This is a genomic window from Rhodococcus sp. USK13, from assembly GCF_018343855.1.
GTDB lineage: Bacteria > Actinomycetota > Actinomycetes > Mycobacteriales > Mycobacteriaceae > Rhodococcus_F > Rhodococcus_F oxybenzonivorans.
In genome coordinates this window covers 1,427,927-1,445,045 of record NZ_CP069242.1, presented here as the reverse complement: position 1 = coordinate 1,445,045, position 17,119 = coordinate 1,427,927, and the positions used below count along the sequence as shown (strand labels likewise).

Here is a 17,119-nt window from a genome sequence, read left to right as displayed (position 1 = left end):
GTGGGTCATGCCTGAACGAATTCGATCCGGGTGCCGAGATTGAGTTCGGCCGGCAGCGCGAGCCGCGCCCCGCCGGCAGCCTCGACCACCGGGACCCCGCACGTGCGGGCCCACTGATGGACGGCGTCCAGATTGCGCACCGTGAAGTCGAGCGAGGCCATTTTCCCGCGCGAGGCGCCTTGGGGGGAAGGTGAAAGCAGCCGGAAGGTTTCCCCGGCGATCTGCACCTCGACGAAGTCCCGGCCGGATACGGTGCCTTCGTCGGTGACCTTGGCCGCGCACAGGCTGTGCAGCTGGGCGGCGACCTCGGCGGCCGGTGCGGTCACCTCGATCGAGATGGACCGCAAGCCGACGATCCCGAGGGGGCCGTCGGCCCAGCGGTCGGTGGACCAGCCCGTCTCGGCACGGGGGTCGCCGCGGAACTGGGCCGGCGACAGCTCGATCGAGAGGCCGCCGAGATCGGCCGGGTGGATCCACAAGTAGTGGGGAGCATCCGCGGCGGTGATCCGGAGCCCGTGGGCGAGAACGGCCTCGCGTGCCTGCTCGTAGTCGGCGACGGTGAACTCGATGGCGAACGCGCCGGGACCCTGCTTGGCGAGGTTGCGGCCGAGCACCGAGTCCGCGTGGTACGGCGCGAACAGCTCGATGCAGGTGTCACCGATGACGCCGAGGGTGTTCGTCGATGCGACGTCGGGGACGTGCATGAACAAGAAGAACTCGGTGTCGAACAAGCGCCGGTAATGTGCGACGGCAGTGTTGTGGTCGGCCACCAGCACGTTGAGGTGTCCGAGTCGGGTAGCTCCGATGTCTGTGCTCACTTGGACGAACATCCTTTCTTGGGCTGAAGTCGGAAGATCGGGATGATCCCGCTTCCGTCGCCTGCAGCGGTGAACGAAAGCTGCACGCGCGAACCGCATGTGACCGTCCCGAGGTCAGACCGATCGTCGACGTTGGCCAGCAGCGACCAACCGTCGTCCATGTCGATCACGGCCAGCACGTACGGGGTGGGAAAGTTTGGCCCGGGGGACCGGTGAACGACGCTGTACGAATACACGGTGCCGGTGTGCTTGCTGGGGATCCAGGTCAGCTCGGAGCCGATGCAGTGCGGGCACATGGGTTCGGGCGGGGAGATTCTCCGGTCGCAGTGACCGCAGTACTGAACCAGGAGTTCCCCGCGTTCGCATCCCCTCCAGAACGGAGCCGCGTAGTCGGATGTGTTCGTCTCTGTCGCAGTCATTTCCGGTGTCCTTCGTCGGTGTGCTCGGGGGCCGCGGCGATCAGCCGCACGGGCTCGTACTCCAACACCACCTGACCGTGCTGATTGCGCACCAGGTTCTTGGTGGTGACCACCCCGCGCCGGCCGCTCGATGCTTGGCGCGCAGAGGTGACGGTCCAGCAGACCTCGAGGGTGTCGCCTACGAAAACCGGTGCCATTACCGTGATCGTGGTGCCGAGGAATGCCATGCCGGTTCCGTGGATGACGTTCGTCAGCATCACCAGCCCCTCGGCCAGTGAGAAGGTCAGTGCTCCGGGGACCAGCCGCCCGCGGTAGCCCGCGGCCGCCGCACCCGTTGCGTCCATGAACAGTGGTTCGGTGAAACCCATGCCGACGAAGGTGGCGAGATCGTTCTCGGTCACCGTCCGGGTCGCGCTGGCGAAGGAGGATCCGACGGTCATCTCCGTCCAGTACAGTCCACGCGCGTACGGCGCCGGCCAGTCCGTCTCCGTGGCCGGGGTGTCGAGTGAGGTTGGGCTTGTCATCACATCCTCCCCAGGAGTGCGACTTCGAAGTGTTGGGCGGCCGAGCCGGAGTTGGTTGCCAGTGCGACCTCGAGATCGTCGAGCTGGCGTTCGCCGGCGTGTCCGCGCAATTGGATGACCGATTCGACGATTTTCAAAGTCATCTGCTGAATCATGTTCCAGGTGTAGGAGAGCAATCCACCGTCGAGATTGGTGGGGCAGGCGCCCTTCTTGGTCAGCGTGCCGCCTTCGATGAAGGCTCCGCCTTCACCTTCGGCGCACAGCCCCAGGACCTCGAACTGCCGGATCACCTCGAACGAGGTGGGGTCGTAGAGATTGAACAGGTCCACATCCTGGGGGGTCAGGCCGGCGGTGCCGAAGGCCCGGGCCACGGCGTCGGTTCCCACCTGTTGCAGATCCTCGTACCGCGGCAGCCCCGACCACTGGCCCTGCCGCATCTCGCTACTCATCCCGAGGAATCCGACGGGGGTGTGCTTGAGATCGCGGGCCCGCTCGGCGGTGGTCAGCACGACCGCGGCGCCGCCCTGGGCGACCAGACAAACATCGAGCAGGTGTAGCGGCGAGGCTACCATCCGGCTCGCCAGAACGTCTTCTACGGTGTATGGACCCTTGCCGTACATGACGGCCGCGGGGTTGCCGGAGCCGTGGTTGCGGATCGTGGCGGCGACGGTGGCCAACTGCTCGGGCGTGGTCCCGAATTCGAACATGTGCCGCTGGGCGACGTTGGCGAACATCGGTACCGTGTAAGCCCCGAACGGGTCCTGGAATTCCGAGGGCCGGCCGATCAGGCCGGGCGGGCGCGGGCCGGCAGTGCCGCCGCCGACCACCACCACGTCACACAGTCCGGCGGCGATGGCCGCAGCCGCCTTGGAAATCCCCCGGATACCGGCGGTGTCCTGCATGCCCTCGGCGGTATAACGCAAGGGAGAGCCGGTAAATCGGGCCCAGTGCTGGGAATCCTGATACTGCGGTCCGGGCACCGGCCAGTCCACGCCGACGCCGTCGACGTCCGCAAGGGTCAACCCCGCATCCTCCACCGCGCCGAGCACCGCCTCGACGGTGATGTCGAAATCGGTACGGTCGGGAATGCTCCGCGCCTGACGGGTGGCATACACCCCCGCAATTGCCACTTCTCGCTGCTTCACCGCGAGCCACCTTTCTGTCGCTGCCGTAGCGGCCCGATTGAGCGGATCAACCTGTGACCGTCGACACGCATTACTGTACGCTGTATAACTAGTGGTGACAAGAACGAACCTCGAAACAGAAAGGGTGGCGCTTATGACTGCGGTCTCCACCCCACCCGACGTCACGGCTACACCCCGGGCGCAGGTCGATCTCGATCAGCTGCGTCGGGAGGTGCAGACCTTCCTCACCGATGCGCGCGACCGCGGCCGCTTCACCCCGATGTGCGACGGCTGGCTCCGCGGGTTCGATCTCGCGTTCAGCCGTGAGCTGTCCGCTCGCGGATGGCTGGGGGTGACCTGGCCGGTCGAGTACGGCGGCCGGAACTGGCCCAATGCCGCGCGGTTCGTCATCACCGAGGAACTCCTGCGATTCGGCGCTCCCATCACTGCACACTGGATGGGTGACCGGCAGATCGGCCCTTCCTTGCTGCGCCACGGCACCGACGAGCAAAAGGCGCACTTCCTGCCACGCATCGCAGACTCGGAGATCACGTTCTGCATCGGCATGAGCGAGCCCGGATCCGGCTCGGATCTAGCGTCGGTGAGCACCCGCGCAGAACCGGTCGAGGGCGGCTGGTCGGTCACCGGCACCAAGGTGTGGACCAGTCACGCACACCGCGCCTCGCACGGCTACCTTCTCGCCCGCACTTCCCGAGAAGGTAGCCGCCATCAGGGATTGACCGAATTCGTCGTCGACATGAACTGGCCGGGAATCACCGTGACTCCCATCCTCGACATGTTGGGCGGACACCATTTCAATCAGGTCGTCTTCGACCAGGTCTTCGTCCCCGCGGATCGGGTGCTGGGCACCATGGGTGGGGCGTGGCGTCAGGTCACCGAGCAGCTCTCGTTCGAACGTGGCGGCCCCGAACGCCTGCTGACCACCTACCCGCTACTCGAGGCGATCGTCGCCGCGGTGACCGACAAGCCCCACCTGCACGGCGAGCTGGGTGAGGTCATCAGCCGGATGCGCACCCTACGACGCATGGCGCTGGCCCTGACCGATTCGCTCGATCGAGGTGAGGCACCGATCCAGCAGGCGGCGGCGCTGAAGATCATGGGCACCGAACTCGAGCAGCGCATCGTCGATTTCGCGATCCGGGCACTCGACGTCGAAGCCGATCCCGCCGGAAACGGCCCCGCGGCCCTGTTGGCGAGCGCCCTTGCCGCCAGCCCTGGTTTCACCATTCGCGGCGGCGCCACCGCAGTGCTGCTGTCGATCCTTGCCAAGGAACCCGCGTGACCGAGCAGTCGACGACATCCCTTAGCCCCCGAGGAGAACCCCGATGACAATCGAGACCGCAGCACTGCTGCGTTCGATGAGCGACGAGGTATACGCATCCCTGCGGCCTCAACTCGACGCCGACCCGACCGGCCTGGACATCCCGTGGGACACCGTCCGCGGCCTCGAATGGCCGCTGGTCGGTATCGACGAGCAATCCGGCGGTGCGGGAGGCGAATTCGACGACGTGCTCGCACTCGCCGAAGGCCTCGGACGCAACGCCGCCGCCCTTCCCCTCCTCGAGGCCCACGTGGCCGCCGTGACCGCTGCCGCCGGATCGCGCACGGACATCCTCACCCGCAGACTGGTGGTCGAAGCGGCGGCCCCGGGCGCCACCCTCGAGGTGGCCGAACGAGACGGTCACTTCGTCGTCTCCGGATCCATCCCCCGTGTTCCGTGGGCCCGGCACGCCGACGCCTTCCTCCTGCGCCTCCCGGACCGCAGGCCACGCTGGGTCGAGTGCGCCGCCGACGCCCCCGGCATCCGGATCCGGCGGGGGGAGAATTTCGCGGGTGAACCCCGCGACGAGGTGCACTTGGACGCCGTTACCGTCGACGCCGATCGCTCCTGGTACGGCGACGATCCGGTCCTGCCCTCGCTCGCGATGCTGCTGCGCAGCGCTGCCACCATCGGAGCGATGGAGGCAACCGTGTCATTGACCGCCAAATACGTCGCCGAACGCGAGCAGTTCGGCCGGCCCCTGCAGGCTCAGCAATCGGTCGCCCAGGAAGTGGCGCTGATGCGATGCCAGCTTTCCGCAGCCCGCTTTGCGCTGGATGCGGCGCGGCAGACGCCGACCACCGCCGCGACAGTTGCCACCCACGTCGACGTGGCCGCACTCGCCACCGTCCTGGCGCGCACCGCCCACGATCTGCATGGAGCGATGGGCGTTGCTCACGAATACGACTTGCACCGATACACCCGCAGGCTGTGGGCATGGGCAGAAGAAGGAATGCGACAGGACACCGCGCGCACCGCGGTGGGACTGCGCACCGTCACCCGCGGCATCGACCACCTATGGTCCGATCTGACCGCCTGAGTCCCGCCCATCCACACAATCGAACGAATTTATGGAGGAAAGATGACCACTCCGGACCCCCATGCCACTCCGACCCTGCTCGACGACGACGAGGACGTTTTCGGCACGCCCAGTTTCGAGATGCTGGTCCGCGACGGCGTTCCGATCGTCAGCGGCTCCTACTTCATCCATCCGCCCTTGCGTGCCAAGAGCGCCGACTGGGATCCCGGCCGCGCCGACCGGTTGGTCGTGCACGCCTCGGACGGCAGTATCTGGGCCGCCGAGGACGTGCCCCTGTCGGGCACCGTCACGGTCTGCCTGCAACCGATCAACGCACAGTAGTCACTCGCACGGCGTAAGCGGACGGTGCTCTCATGCCCGTCCGCTCAGCCATGTCCGCCTCACCCTTCCACGGGTGCAACACAGGTCCGCGGAATGCGAGCGCTGGCACGACAATTGCCCCCGGAGTCTTGGCGACTCCAGGGGCAATTGCGAAACAACTACTGCAAGATTAGAACTCGTCGTTGAGCCCCGCCGGCGGCTCACCGATGTGGGGGAACAGATCCAGGAACGCACCGACGGTGATGCGGTGACGCACCTTGTCATCGACGCCATCGAACAGTTCGTGCAGCGTCTTCTGAGTGTGGCCGTAGGTGCCTTCCAGATGTGGGTAGTCACTACCGAACATCACGTTCTGGTAACCCATCCCCGTCACGGCAGCAACAGCGGTGACGTCGTGCTGGAACGACACATACACCTGGCGGTAGATGTACTCCTTCGGCGGCATCGACAGCGTCGGCCGGACGAACATGCCGTGCTGGCGGTACCCCTCGTTCATGCGATCCCCGAGGAACGGCGCCCACGCCGCGCCACCCTCGGCAATGAGTACCTTCAGGTTCGGATGCCGGTCGAGGGCACCACCCGCGATCAGCTGGGTCGTGGCGCGCTGCCCACCATAAGTTGTTTCGACGTAATTCAATACCGCACCGCCCGGGCCGCGGAACACCGCCGTTTCCCCGTCGGTACCAATATGAATGGTCAGGATCAGGCCGGTCTCCTCCAGGGCGGCCCACAGCGGCTCCCAGTAGTCGTCGTTGTACAACGGCTTGCCCGGCGGCGGCACGGTCGGCAGGTAGACGGCGTAGAAGCCCTTGTCCTTGGCGCGGTATGCCTCTTTCACCGCATCGTTGATGTCGAGCAGGGGAAGCATTGCCGTCGCCACGAGACGCCGTGGGTCGACATTCTGAATCTCATCGAGCGCCCAGTCGTTGAGCGCCTTCGAGCCCTCGGCTACCAGGACCGGGTCCTTGATCGCCCCGGCCCACATGCCGAGTGAGGGAAAGACGATCTCGCCCCAGATTCCCTCCTGGTCGAGATCTTTGAGGCGTTCGCGAGTGTTGCCCGAGCCTGGCGGTCGGTGGGCGAGAGTTGCAATGGTCTCCCCCTTGAACTCCCCGTCCTTCAGCGGCTTGGGAAGGGCACGGACAATCACCTCCCCATCGATGTACACCGTCTCCTTGCTGCCATCGGGATCCTTGACCGATCGCGGCATGCGCTCGGCCAGCGCCGGCGGGAGGATCTGCTGGAACAGATCCGCCGGTTCCAGGAAGTGGGAATCACCGGAATTCGCCCAAATCTTCGTCGCCATGTAGGCCTCCTTTGTCCTTCCGAAGATGGTCCAACTAGAAAGAACTATACACCGTATAGTTCTTGCGTGGAAGGAAGGCCGCCTCGACCCCACGAAGCAGTCGGCCTCTTACGGACAGGAACCCGAGAAACTCCAGGGGAAAGCTCGGCGTACCCCGCCGCTGCATTCGCCGCAAGTGCGCCACATCCCCGGACACGAGTGCGCTGGTCCACAGTCCCCTCCCTGGGCGGGCAACTGGTACAGCGGCCGACCGACATTCGGCTCTGCCAGCATGCCCCGAAAGCAATCAGCGTGCCGACGCCATAGGGGTTGACATGCCAAGACCAGGTCCAGCGCCGATGCATCGCCGCCGAACCGCAGTACGGCGGGATATAGTCGTCACACAGCGTACCTATACACCATACAATCCTGGTGATATCGTCGCTGGGCGTCACGTCGGGCGATCACGGCGCCGCCGTAAGTCTTCCGTTGCACACGCGATTCGCCCGTATGGCAGATCGCGATCACCCGGGACCGGAGTTTGGGCCAACACCGCCCGCCGGCTCGTCGACGGTGTGGCGCGTGCATCTCGACTTTCCCGCCTGACTTCCCTTCTCACGTTCAGAAAGGGCCGAACCGTGCCGACACAGGATGTAGCCCTCCCCGAGGGATCGACGTCGATATGTGACGTCTTGGTACTTGGCGCCGGAGGTTCCGGATTAGCGGCGGCCGTGGCCGCCGCTCAGTCCGGGGCCCGCGTCATCGTGCTCGAGAAGGCGGCGACATTCGGTGGTAGTACCGCAATGGCGGTCGGAGCGTTCGCCGCACCCATGACCTCGTTGCAGCGCAAAGCCGGAATCGCCGACTCGGTCGAGGAATTCATATCGGATCTCGAGCACACCAACGGAGCGTTCGAAGAGCGCGAGAACCACGAACTGCGTCGGTTGTTCGCATTCAACGCCGCCTCGACCCTCGATTGGCTGATCGGCCTAGGCGTCAGATTCCTCGGGCCCTTCCCCGAACCCCCGCACCGTCATCCACGGACTCATCTGGTACTTCCCAATTCCAAAAGCTACACGGCGACGCTCCGAGCTACCGCTCGACGCCTGTCCGTCCGGATAGTGTTGAGCTCTCCGGCCGGCGAACTGCTGCGCAACTCCACCGGAGCAGTCATCGGAGCCAGGTCCGCTGACGGAACCTACCTGGCGAGCCGGGGGGTGGTCATTGCTACCGGTGACTTCTCCGCGTCTGCCGACCTGTTGCGGTCCGGAATCGGAGAGGCGGCCAGCAGGGTCTCACCGGTCAACCCGGGCAATACCGGAGACGGACACCTGCTCGGACAATCGGCTGGTGGTCAACTCGTCCAGATGGATACCGCTTTCGAGACCCTGCGCTACGCTCCCCGAACTCGTCCCGACGTACTCAAAGCAATGCCGGCGCATCCAGCCTTCGCACGCTTGGCTGCACCAGTCGCCAACCACCTGCCCCGCCCTCTGTTCGACTTCTTCACCAAGGGCGCGATGATCAGCTGGCTGGCACCATCTCCCGCGATGTACACGGCCGGCGCCATCCACGTGTCGTCATCCGGTACAAGGGTCGCCAACGAAGAATCGACCAGTGAACTTGCCCGCGGAGTAGCCGCACACGGGAACCGATCCTTCATGCTCTTCGAATCCGGTGTCGCAGCGGCGTTCAGCCGCGGCGGTGATCCCATCGCCGCCTTCCCCGGAGTGGCCCAGGCATACCTTGAAGACGTCCGCCGGTTCCGGCCGGATCTCCTCACCGAGGCGCCGACCCTGCAGGAACTGGCCACGGAACTTCGCGTGCCTGCGTCAGCCTTGATCACCACGGTGACCCGATGGAACGACTCGATCGACACCGGAACCGACACCGACTACGGCCGCGAACATTTCGGTGCAGGAATCCGGCAGGGACCGTTCTTTGCATTGGGGCCGCTGCAAGCAGTCGTGACCCTCACCAACGGAGGGCTTGCCGTCGACACGGACCTGCGCGTCCTCGACCGCACCGGCACTCCAATTGCAGGACTGTTCGCGGCTGGCTCGGCTGGTCAGGGCGGGCTGCAACTTCTCAACAACGGCCTACACATCGGATGGGCGATGACCTCAGGACGACTCGCCGGCACCGCGGCCGCAAGGTCCCCAATTCTGACCGGATCCCCGAATACCCACCTCAGCGCAGCCTTTTTGTAGTTGGTGGACACAAAGGTTGGTCGGTCAGTCGGCTGATCGGCGGTTTGCCACCGAGAGCAGAGTGGACTCCGTGCTGATTGTAGAAATGGAGCCAGCGCGGTAGAGGCTGCGTTGTAGTGGTCGACCCACTCGTACGAGGCGTGGCCCCAGTCGTCGGCCATGGCGCCGGGAGGGCGCTCGATCTTCCCGCTGATCCGAGCCGGGTGATGGAAACGGCGATCATCTACCTTACCACTGCAACCGGCGTCGTGGACGAACTGCAGTGCGGAGCGAAAGCACGAATATCTTTGCCGCCGCAGTACAACGTCCAGCCGTCATCGACGAACCGGGCCATGTGCAGACGCGGTCGCGAAGGCTGTTGAGCGTCAGCTGCCGAGCGTTTCCGCCGTGTTTCGACATGAGCACCTCCGCCGATGTCTTTTCGCGGACCGGCGGCCGGAACCGATCTACCCACCGCGCGGGGCAGTAGGCACCGGCGATGTCCGGCTGCCCTGACCCATGTGTCCACCGGCAACTTGGCCAACAACTTTCCCTGCCACATGGTGCATCCCGCTCAGGGGATCACCTATACGGGGTATATCTCCTAGATTCCGCGTGTAGCCGCCGGTAAGCCTGTTCACGGCCTATTGACTAATAGGAAATCGACTTCTACTGTATGCCGTATATGTGATTCGCGTCTCACCTTGGTGCGCGCCGGTCGCCCTACGCGATCATGACCATCGCTTCTGACGAGGACTTTCATGACAGCAACGACGTTCCCTGCACAGGGCACGCATCTGAGGCCGAGCACGCAACGAGGCCAACAATTCGCCGTAGGTCTGATCGACCCAGCGCACATGCCTTTAGCTCTATCCGGGACGCCCGACATTCGGCCGGTGTGAAGCGAATCCTATGGTCCTCCATCGTTTACCGTCTGAACGCTTCCACTTTCGTCCGATTTCTGCGATTGACGGTTTGTGCTCGTGCATCCACACACCACTAGCTCGCTTCGAAACACCACCGCCTAGTAAGGAGATACCTGCTCATGAGTAGCAACCTCGACAAGGACGTATCGGGTGTCCGAAAGAGATCCGTATCGCTGGTGATCGCCGGACTCATCCTGGCCGAACTGGTGGGTGCATTCGAAAGTGGCATGGCGCTTCAGCTGCTCTACTCGAACGACCCCTTCTTCGGCACGGACATCGCCAAGCTCAGCTGGATAGTGACCGCATACTCCCTGGTCGCAGCCGCTTCAGTCGGCATCTGCGGACGGTTGGGCGACCAGTTCGGCCGCCGCAAGGTCCTGATCGTTGTTCTGCTCCTCGCAACAGTCGGATCTCTGGTCAGTGCACTGGCACCGAACGTCGAAATCGTTATCGCGGGTCGCGCTGTCCAAGGAATAGCTGCGTGCATTCTTCCACTGACCTTCGGAATTGCACGGCAGGTGCTGCCAGACAAAAAGGTTCCCTTGGCCTTTACCCTGCTCGGCCTCACAGCCACGGCGGCCGGCGCCGGCGGAATCCTCCTCGCCGGCGTCATCATCGATCACTTCACATGGCCAGTCATGTTCTACGCCTGCGCGGTTCTGTCGCTGATTGCCTGCGTGTCCACCCTGGTCATGATTCCGGAGGATTCCTCCGAGTCCATGGCCGGAGGCAGAATCGATTACTTGGGCGTCGTTCTTTTCGCCGTCGGCATCTGGGCGGTGCTGTACGCCATCACGAAGGCCAGCGATTGGGGATTCACGAGTTCCCGTACATTGCTGTTTGCGGGGATGGGCGCCGCGGTGCTGGCTCTGTGGACGAAATGGGAACTGCGTGTCAGTGATCCGGTGTTCGAGTTGCGTCGATTCCGAAATCCCAAGTTCAGCTTGACGATGGTTGCAACGGCTCTGTGCGGACTCGCACTACTCGGGATGGCGGGTGTCTTCAACAAGGCCGTCATGCGGACCCCCGAATATCTCGCATCGTCTGATGGCACAACGATCGATCTTCCTGTAGGGCTGGGATTCACCGCCACCCAAGCCGGGATTCCGAGCGTTCTCGGCGCACTGATCGGGTACACAATTTCGCCCATGATTGCGCGTCTGTGCCGAACCCTCGGAGCGGCTCGGACCGTGATGATTGCCTTCGTGATCGGGATTGTCGCGTACGTCGGCTTTCTGTTCACCTACTCGTCGGCAGTCGCTTTCGTGATCAACATGGTTGTGCTGGTCGCTCTGGCGCTGGGGTTCGCCCTGGCCGGTCTTCCCATGCTCATTGTCGAATGCGTTCCGCAGACCGAGACGAGCGCTGCGACGGGAATGCAGTTGGTGGTGCGTACCGCCTTCACCGGAGTCGGAACTGCAGGAATCGGAATCATTCTTGCGCTCAGCACCATAGACGTCGGGCCCCGGTCGTTCCTGAGTGAGACAGGTCTACAAGTCGCCGTCCTCGTCGGCGTCACTGTGTCGGTTGTCGGTCTCGCAATAGTTTTTGCCGCCTCCCGTCTGAAGGCCTCGGAACCTGACAACAACCCTAGGCACGCAGACACCCCAGTCACAGCTACCGCAGAATAACCACCGTTCGACCGGTTGCGGGCTTACCGCAGTTGCATCTCCCGGAAAGTCTCACAGTTCCTGCTCAGAAGGTGTTTGAGAACTCGTGATTGTGGGCGTGTGCCTCGCTGAGAATCGAAGAAAGTGGGCTCCTGGTTGGGTCGGTGAGTGCCAAGTCCCCGCCCACTCCAGGAGCCCACAATGCGATCATCGCCGATTCCGCCATACCCGTCGTGCCCGCCCCAGGCGACGAGCGGGCACGGTTGCGCGGTGTACCCGTCGTCGGTCACCGACGCAGAGTGGGCGACCCTCGAACCGCTGTTGCCCGCGCCCGGCAGCACGGCAGGCCGCGGCGGCAGACCCGAGAAACATTGCCGCCGGCTGATAGTGGACGCCATCTTGTACATCGTGCGCGGTGGTATCGCGTGGGACAACTGCCGATGGAGTTCCCTCCAACCGGGACGGTGTACGCGGTCTTCACCCGCTGGTCCCACAGCGGCGCGCGGCAGCGCATCGTCGACACGCTGCGCGACCGCCTGCGGGTGCGGGCCGGGCGGGACCGGTGCCCGACCGCGGCGATCATCGCCTTGCAGACGGTGCCGGCCGCCGATACCGTGCCCCGATGAGCCGCGGCTGGGATGGCGGCAAGAGAACGAACGGCGTCAAGCGACACGTTGCTGTGAATGTGAACGGACTGCTGCTCGCCGTCGTCGTCACCGCTGCCTCGATCCAGGTCCGCGACGCCGCGCATCGACTCCCGACCGCACTGCGCGGCAGGTTCTCCACCACCCGGCTGGTCTGGGCCGACTGCGGTCCGCCCGGACGGCTGCCCGTCTGGGCGAAAGACCCTCTCGCCCTGCCTATGCAGATCATCAAACGCATCCCCGGCGCCGCCGGTTTCCACGTCCGACCCCGCGTTGGGGTGGTCGAGAGAAGTTTCGCGTGGATCAACAAGCACCGCCGCTGCGTGCGAGACTACGAAACCAGACCCGACCACCACTACGAGGCCATGGTTCACATCGCAACGATCGCGACCATGACCAGGCGGCTCGCTCGAACCTGACGGTTTTCAAACACACTCTGAGGCATTAGCGACCCCCACTGCGTCAATCCGTCCGCGGGAAATTCCTTCGACACAACGGGTGGGCGCGGACCCGATCTCGGATCGGCCGCGCCCACGCTCTAGTCGCCGATCCGCTCCCCCGTTTCCGGGTGGAAGAGATGCACCGCTCCGTCGCGCTTGCGCAGGGACACCGTGTCGGCCAGCCGCGCGGGGGTGCGGGTCAGTGAACGGGCGGTCAGTTGCGTACCGTCGCCGGCGATGTGGGTGTGGACGTAGGATTCACTCCCCAGTTCCTCGACCAGGTCCACGATCACCTCGATGCCGCCCTCACCGGTCGTGAGTTCCAACTGCTCGGGACGCACACCGACCGTGACGGTGTCCAGCCCGGCGGAGTGCAGCGCCGACAGCTGGTCGCGTTCGAGAGCGAGCGTCGAGTTCCCGAGACGCACACCGTCGCTGACGATGGGCATGGTCATGAGGTTCATGGCCGGTGATCCGATGAAGCCTGCGACGAAGGCGTTGTTCGGCCGGTCGTAGAGCTCGGTCGGCGCCGAGAACTGCTGCAGCTTACCGTTCTTCAGGACGGCAACCCGGTCACCCATCGTCATGGCCTCGACCTGGTCGTGGGTGACGTAGACGGTGGTGGTGCCGAGCCTGCGCTGCAATGCCGCGATCTGGGTACGCGTCTGGACGCGCAGTTTGGCGTCGAGGTTGGACAGTGGTTCGTCCATGCAGAACACCTGTGGTTCACGCACGATCGCGCGTCCCATCGCGACGCGCTGCCGCTGGCCGCCGGACAGCTTGCCCGGTTTACGATCGAGGTATTCGGTGAGGTCGAGAACCTTCGCCGCCTCTGCCACTTTCCGCTTGCGTTCCTCGAGTCCGACCCCGCGCATCTTCAGCGCGAATCCCATGTTCTCGCCCACCGTCTTGTTCGGGTAGAGGGCGTAGTTCTGGAAGACCATCGCGATGTCGCGGTCCTTCGACGGCACACCCACCATGTCCTTGCCGTTGATGGTGATGGTGCCCTCGTCGATGTCCTCGAGGCCGGCGAGCATGCGTAGTGCCGTGCTCTTGCCGGAACCGGACGGTCCGACGAGGACGATGAATTCGCCGTCTTCGATCTCGAGGTCGAGCGAATCGACCGCCAGCGTGTCGGCGTTCTCGTAGATGCAGGATGCGCCCTTGTACGCGATGTCAGCCATGATTGCTCCTCTTGTGAGTACCGAAGTCGGGGGAAGTGTTTGTCGGGGTGATCATTTGATCGCGCCGAACGACAGGCCGCGGACCAGCTTGTTCTGCGCGACCCAGCCGGCCAAGATGACCGGGAGCGCCGCCAGCGTCGCCGCTGCCGACAGCCGGGCCCAGTACAGTCCCTCACCGGTGATGAATCCGACGAGGAACACCGGAATGGTCTGCGCCTGAACGGCGGTGAGGTTGACCGCGAAGAAGAACTCGTTCCACGAGAAGATCACACAGATCAACGCGGTGGCCGCAATGCCGGGAGACACGAGCGGAAGAATTACCTCACGCACGGAGGTCCACAGGCTCGCACCGTCCATACTCGCCGCCTCGAGCAGTTCGCCCGGGACCTCGAGGAAGAACGAGCGCATCATCCACACCGCGATGGGCAGGTTCATCGCCGTGTACAGGATGACCAACGCCCAGATGTTGTCGAGCAGACCGATGTCGTTGACGATCACGTACAGCGGGATGATCGCGGCCACGATCGGCAACATTTTCGTACTGATGAAGAAGAACAGAGCGTCCTTCGTCTTGCGTACCGGCCGCAGCGACAGCGCGAACGCCGCCGGCACACCGAGCACCAGCACGAGGATCGTCGACATGGCGGTCGCGAATGCCGAATTGAGCAGTGCGATACCGATTCCGCTCTCGAGAACTGCCGTGAACTGGTCCAGGGTAGGCGTGAAGAACAGCTTCGGCGGGGTCGTATAGGCGTCACCCTCCTGTTTGAATGCGGTGAGCACCATCCAGGCCACCGGGAAGAAGAAGCCGAGCGCCACGATCCACGCCACCACGCTCCACGGGCTGAACTTGCGGTGCTTGCGCGCCCGCTTCTTCTCCGGCGCGGTGGGTGGTGTGGACTCCACCGGCACCGCCGCAGTGTCGGTACTCATTACGCTGCCTCCTCGTTACCGGTAAAGCTCTTGAAGATCAGGCGCAACGCCAAGGTCGCGACGACGATGGTCGCGATCACGACGATGACGCCCATCGCAGCGGCCTGCCCTATGTCGAAACCGAGGAACGCGCGCTGATAGATGTAGAAGGGGAGGTTGGCACTGGCCGTGCCGGGTCCACCCTGGGTCATCATGTAGATGGCATCGAACGTGTTGATCAGGTAGATCGCGCCCAGCACCGCGCCGAGTTCGATAAACCGGCGGAGATGCGGGAGGGTCAGTTCGCGGAACATCGCGATCGGCTTGGCGCCGTCCACCCGTGCCGCCTCGAGGATGTCGCGCGGCATGGACTGCAGACCGGCCAGGATCAGCAGCATCATGAACGGGGTCCACTGCCAGATCAGGTTCACCATGACCGCGGCGAGCGGGAACTTGCTGACCCAGTCGACCTGCCCTACCCCGAACGGGGAAAGGACGAAGTTGACGATGCCGAACACCGGGTCGAACATCGTGGTCTTCCACAGCAGCGCACCGGCGACGGGCGTCACCAGGAACGGCGTGATCAGGAGAGTACGTACGATACCGCGGCCGAGGAACGCGCGGTCGAGCAGCAGCGCGAGCAGCAGCCCGAGGACCACGGAGATCAGCACGGTGCCGACGATCAGGATCACGGTGTTGATCGCGACCTCACGGAACTGGCTGTCCTGGAACACGTCCACGTAATTCTGCAGTCCGACGAAGGCCTGGGACCCCGGACGCACCAGGTTCCAGGACTGCGTCGAGTAGTACAGCGTGAACAGGAACGGAATCTGGGTCACCACGATCATGAAGATCAGGGCGGGCAGCAACGGCCCTCGGCGACGCCATCCCTCGGCGCGGGAGACGCTGTCGTCCTTGGCCTCCCGCAGTTCTCGCACCCGGTCGGCGGTGGTATCCGCGGCCGGCTTCTCCGCGATGGTGGTCACTGTTCCTCCCGATATGTCGCGCCGACGACCTCGGCGTACTGCTGTGCCTGGGCGAGCGCCTCGGGCACGGTCTGCTGGCCCGCGATGGCCGCGCTGATCTGCTGGCTGACGCGGGTTCCGAGATCCTGGAACTCCGGGATCGCCAGGAACTGCACCCCGGTGTAGGGAACCGGTTGCACTGTGGGCGCCTCCGGTGTCGCGTTCTCGATCGCCTCGAGCGTCAGCGGACCGTAGGCCGCCGAGGCCTCCTTGTACTCGGGAATCTCATAGGTCGACAGCCGGCTGCCCGGGGGCACCCGCTCCCAGCCCAGATCTTCACCGACCGTACGTATGTATTCTTTGTCGGTCATCCACGAGATGAACTTCCACGCCGCATCGGGGTTGTCGCTGCTCTCCGGTATTCCGAGTGACCAGCTGTACAGCCAGCCGGAGTTGTCCTTCACCTCGATCGGTGCGGGTGCGTACCCGATCTTGCCGACGACGGCGCTCGACGACGGATCCTCCAGGGTGGACACCGCGGACGTCGAGTCGTACCACATCGCCACCTGCCCCTGAGCCAGCTGTGTGACGCACTCACCGAAACCGCTCGTCGCGGCACCGGGCTCGCCGTACTCGCGCACCAGGTCGACGTAGAACTGCACGGCGCGTTCCACCTCCGGACTGGTGAGCTGCGCATTCCAGTCCTCGTCGAACCAGCGGCCACCGAACGTGTTGATGACGGTGTCGAGCGGCGCGAGCAATTCACCCCAGCCCGGCTTGCCACGGAGGCAGATTCCGGCCATGTCCTCGGAGTCGAGTTGCTGTGCGGCTGCGGCGACCTCGGTCCACGTCGGCTTTTCCGAGAGGGCGATCCCGGCCTGCTCGAATAGGTCCTTGCGGTACATCAGGAACGAGGACTCGCCGTAGAACGGCACCGAGTACATGTTCCCCTCGTAGGACAGCGACTCGCGCAGGGTGGGGATGAAGTCGGCCTCGTCGTACCCCTCGGTCGCCTGGGCGTACTCCGAAAGATTCTTCAGCCAGCCGTACTTGGCCCATTGCGGAGTCTCGTAATTGCTGATCATCACGACGTCGAACTCGCCGCCACCGGTTGCGGTGGATGCCGTGATCTTCGCGCGCGCCTGATTCTCCGACAGCGTCACGAACTTCAGGTCGATGTCGGGGTTCTCTTCCTCGAACTGCGACGCGAGCTTCTGGGCATCTTGCATCTGTGAGTTGGACACCATCGCAATGGTGATGGTCTGATCCGACGCGCCCAGCGATCCGGCGCCCGCGCAACCACTGAGCGTGAGGCAGAGCGCTCCCGCGCCCGCCACCAGCATCGTCGCCGGTTTCCTATGTTTCTTCACCGATCTT

The 17,119-nt window shown here is 64.3% G+C and carries 16 protein-coding genes and 1 pseudogene; 8 read left to right on the top strand and 9 right to left on the bottom strand.

Annotated elements, in window-relative coordinates:
• Positions 1 to 5: 5 nt before the first annotated feature.
• From JQT59_RS09480 to JQT59_RS09465, 4 genes are read right to left on the bottom strand one after another with little or no spacing between them, the layout of a single operon-like run.
• Complete coding sequence (locus JQT59_RS09480; RefSeq protein ID WP_213575906.1) at positions 6 to 818, bottom strand: VOC family protein; 813 nt, start codon at positions 816 to 818, stop codon at positions 6 to 8.
• On the bottom strand, positions 815 to 1,237 hold the full coding sequence (locus JQT59_RS09475; RefSeq protein ID WP_213575905.1) for a Zn-ribbon domain-containing OB-fold protein: 423 nt from the start codon (positions 1,235 to 1,237) through the stop codon (positions 815 to 817). The genes JQT59_RS09480 and JQT59_RS09475 overlap by 4 nt, the downstream gene beginning before the upstream one ends.
• Entirely contained in the window at positions 1,234 to 1,761 is a 528-nt protein-coding gene (locus tag JQT59_RS09470) for a MaoC family dehydratase (RefSeq protein WP_213575904.1), read from the bottom strand. The genes JQT59_RS09475 and JQT59_RS09470 overlap by 4 nt, the downstream gene beginning before the upstream one ends.
• Complete coding sequence (locus tag JQT59_RS09465) at positions 1,761 to 2,906, bottom strand: thiolase family protein (RefSeq protein WP_213575903.1); 1,146 nt, start codon at positions 2,904 to 2,906, stop codon at positions 1,761 to 1,763. Before JQT59_RS09465 ends, JQT59_RS09470 begins: the two co-directional genes overlap by 1 nt.
• Before the next feature lie 133 nt (positions 2,907 to 3,039).
• Here JQT59_RS09465 and JQT59_RS09460 point away from each other — a divergent pair, with 133 nt between their 5' ends.
• The 3 genes from JQT59_RS09460 to JQT59_RS09450 are packed head-to-tail and all read left to right on the top strand — an operon-like array spanning position 3,040 to position 5,587.
• On the top strand, positions 3,040 to 4,188 hold the full coding sequence (locus JQT59_RS09460) for an acyl-CoA dehydrogenase family protein (protein WP_213575902.1): 1,149 nt from the start codon (positions 3,040 to 3,042) through the stop codon (positions 4,186 to 4,188).
• Positions 4,189 to 4,231: 43 nt separating this feature from the next.
• Positions 4,232 to 5,266 carry an acyl-CoA dehydrogenase family protein gene (locus tag JQT59_RS09455; RefSeq protein WP_213575901.1) on the top strand — a complete coding sequence of 345 codons (1,035 nt, stop codon included), beginning with the start codon at positions 4,232 to 4,234 and terminating at the stop codon, positions 5,264 to 5,266.
• A gap of 42 nt (positions 5,267 to 5,308) precedes the next feature.
• Positions 5,309 to 5,587, top strand: coding sequence for a hypothetical protein (locus tag JQT59_RS09450; RefSeq protein WP_213575900.1), 279 nt, complete (start codon positions 5,309 to 5,311; stop codon positions 5,585 to 5,587).
• A 169-nt stretch (positions 5,588 to 5,756) separates the two neighbouring features.
• Here JQT59_RS09450 and JQT59_RS09445 read toward each other — a convergent pair whose 3' ends face one another.
• Positions 5,757 to 6,893, bottom strand: a complete 1,137-nt coding sequence (locus tag JQT59_RS09445; protein ID WP_213575899.1) for an amidohydrolase family protein — start codon at positions 6,891 to 6,893, stop codon at positions 5,757 to 5,759.
• Positions 6,894 to 7,510: 617 nt separating this feature from the next.
• Here JQT59_RS09445 and JQT59_RS09440 point away from each other — a divergent pair.
• The 5 genes and pseudogenes from JQT59_RS09440 to JQT59_RS36825 all read left to right on the top strand — a co-directional run bounded on the left by JQT59_RS09440 (position 7,511) and on the right by JQT59_RS36825 (position 12,660).
• Entirely contained in the window at positions 7,511 to 9,082 is a 1,572-nt protein-coding gene (locus JQT59_RS09440; RefSeq protein ID WP_213575898.1) for an FAD-dependent oxidoreductase, read from the top strand.
• Between the two features lie 1,024 nt (positions 9,083 to 10,106).
• Positions 10,107 to 11,618 (top strand): MFS transporter, encoded by a 1,512-nt coding sequence (locus JQT59_RS09435; protein WP_213575897.1) that lies wholly within the window; start codon positions 10,107 to 10,109, stop codon positions 11,616 to 11,618.
• 180 nt (positions 11,619 to 11,798) lie between these two features.
• Positions 11,799 to 11,975: pseudogene (locus tag JQT59_RS36835) on the top strand (transposase); the annotation flags it as partial.
• A gap of 62 nt (positions 11,976 to 12,037) precedes the next feature.
• Positions 12,038 to 12,223, top strand: coding sequence for a hypothetical protein (locus tag JQT59_RS36830; protein WP_249354308.1), 186 nt, complete (start codon positions 12,038 to 12,040; stop codon positions 12,221 to 12,223).
• The gene (locus tag JQT59_RS36825; RefSeq protein WP_249354306.1) at positions 12,220 to 12,660 is read left to right on the top strand and encodes a transposase; all 441 of its coding nucleotides are present in this window, start codon (positions 12,220 to 12,222) and stop codon (positions 12,658 to 12,660) included. Before JQT59_RS36830 ends, JQT59_RS36825 begins: the two co-directional genes overlap by 4 nt.
• 119 nt (positions 12,661 to 12,779) lie before the next feature.
• Here the strand turns inward: JQT59_RS36825 and JQT59_RS09425 are convergent, their stop codons facing one another.
• From JQT59_RS09425 to JQT59_RS09410, 4 genes are read right to left on the bottom strand one after another with little or no spacing between them, the layout of a single operon-like run.
• Positions 12,780 to 13,865, bottom strand: coding sequence for an ABC transporter ATP-binding protein (locus JQT59_RS09425; protein WP_213575896.1), 1,086 nt, complete (start codon positions 13,863 to 13,865; stop codon positions 12,780 to 12,782).
• A gap of 51 nt (positions 13,866 to 13,916) precedes the next feature.
• Complete coding sequence (locus tag JQT59_RS09420; protein WP_213575895.1) at positions 13,917 to 14,798, bottom strand: carbohydrate ABC transporter permease; 882 nt, start codon at positions 14,796 to 14,798, stop codon at positions 13,917 to 13,919.
• Entirely contained in the window at positions 14,798 to 15,763 is a 966-nt protein-coding gene (locus JQT59_RS09415) for a carbohydrate ABC transporter permease (RefSeq protein ID WP_213575894.1), read from the bottom strand. Before JQT59_RS09415 ends, JQT59_RS09420 begins: the two co-directional genes overlap by 1 nt.
• Positions 15,760 to 17,085: an ABC transporter substrate-binding protein gene (locus JQT59_RS09410; protein ID WP_213577586.1), complete on the bottom strand. Its 1,326-nt coding sequence runs from the start codon at positions 17,083 to 17,085 to the stop codon at positions 15,760 to 15,762. The genes JQT59_RS09415 and JQT59_RS09410 overlap by 4 nt, the downstream gene beginning before the upstream one ends.
• Positions 17,086 to 17,119: the final 34 nt, after the last annotated feature.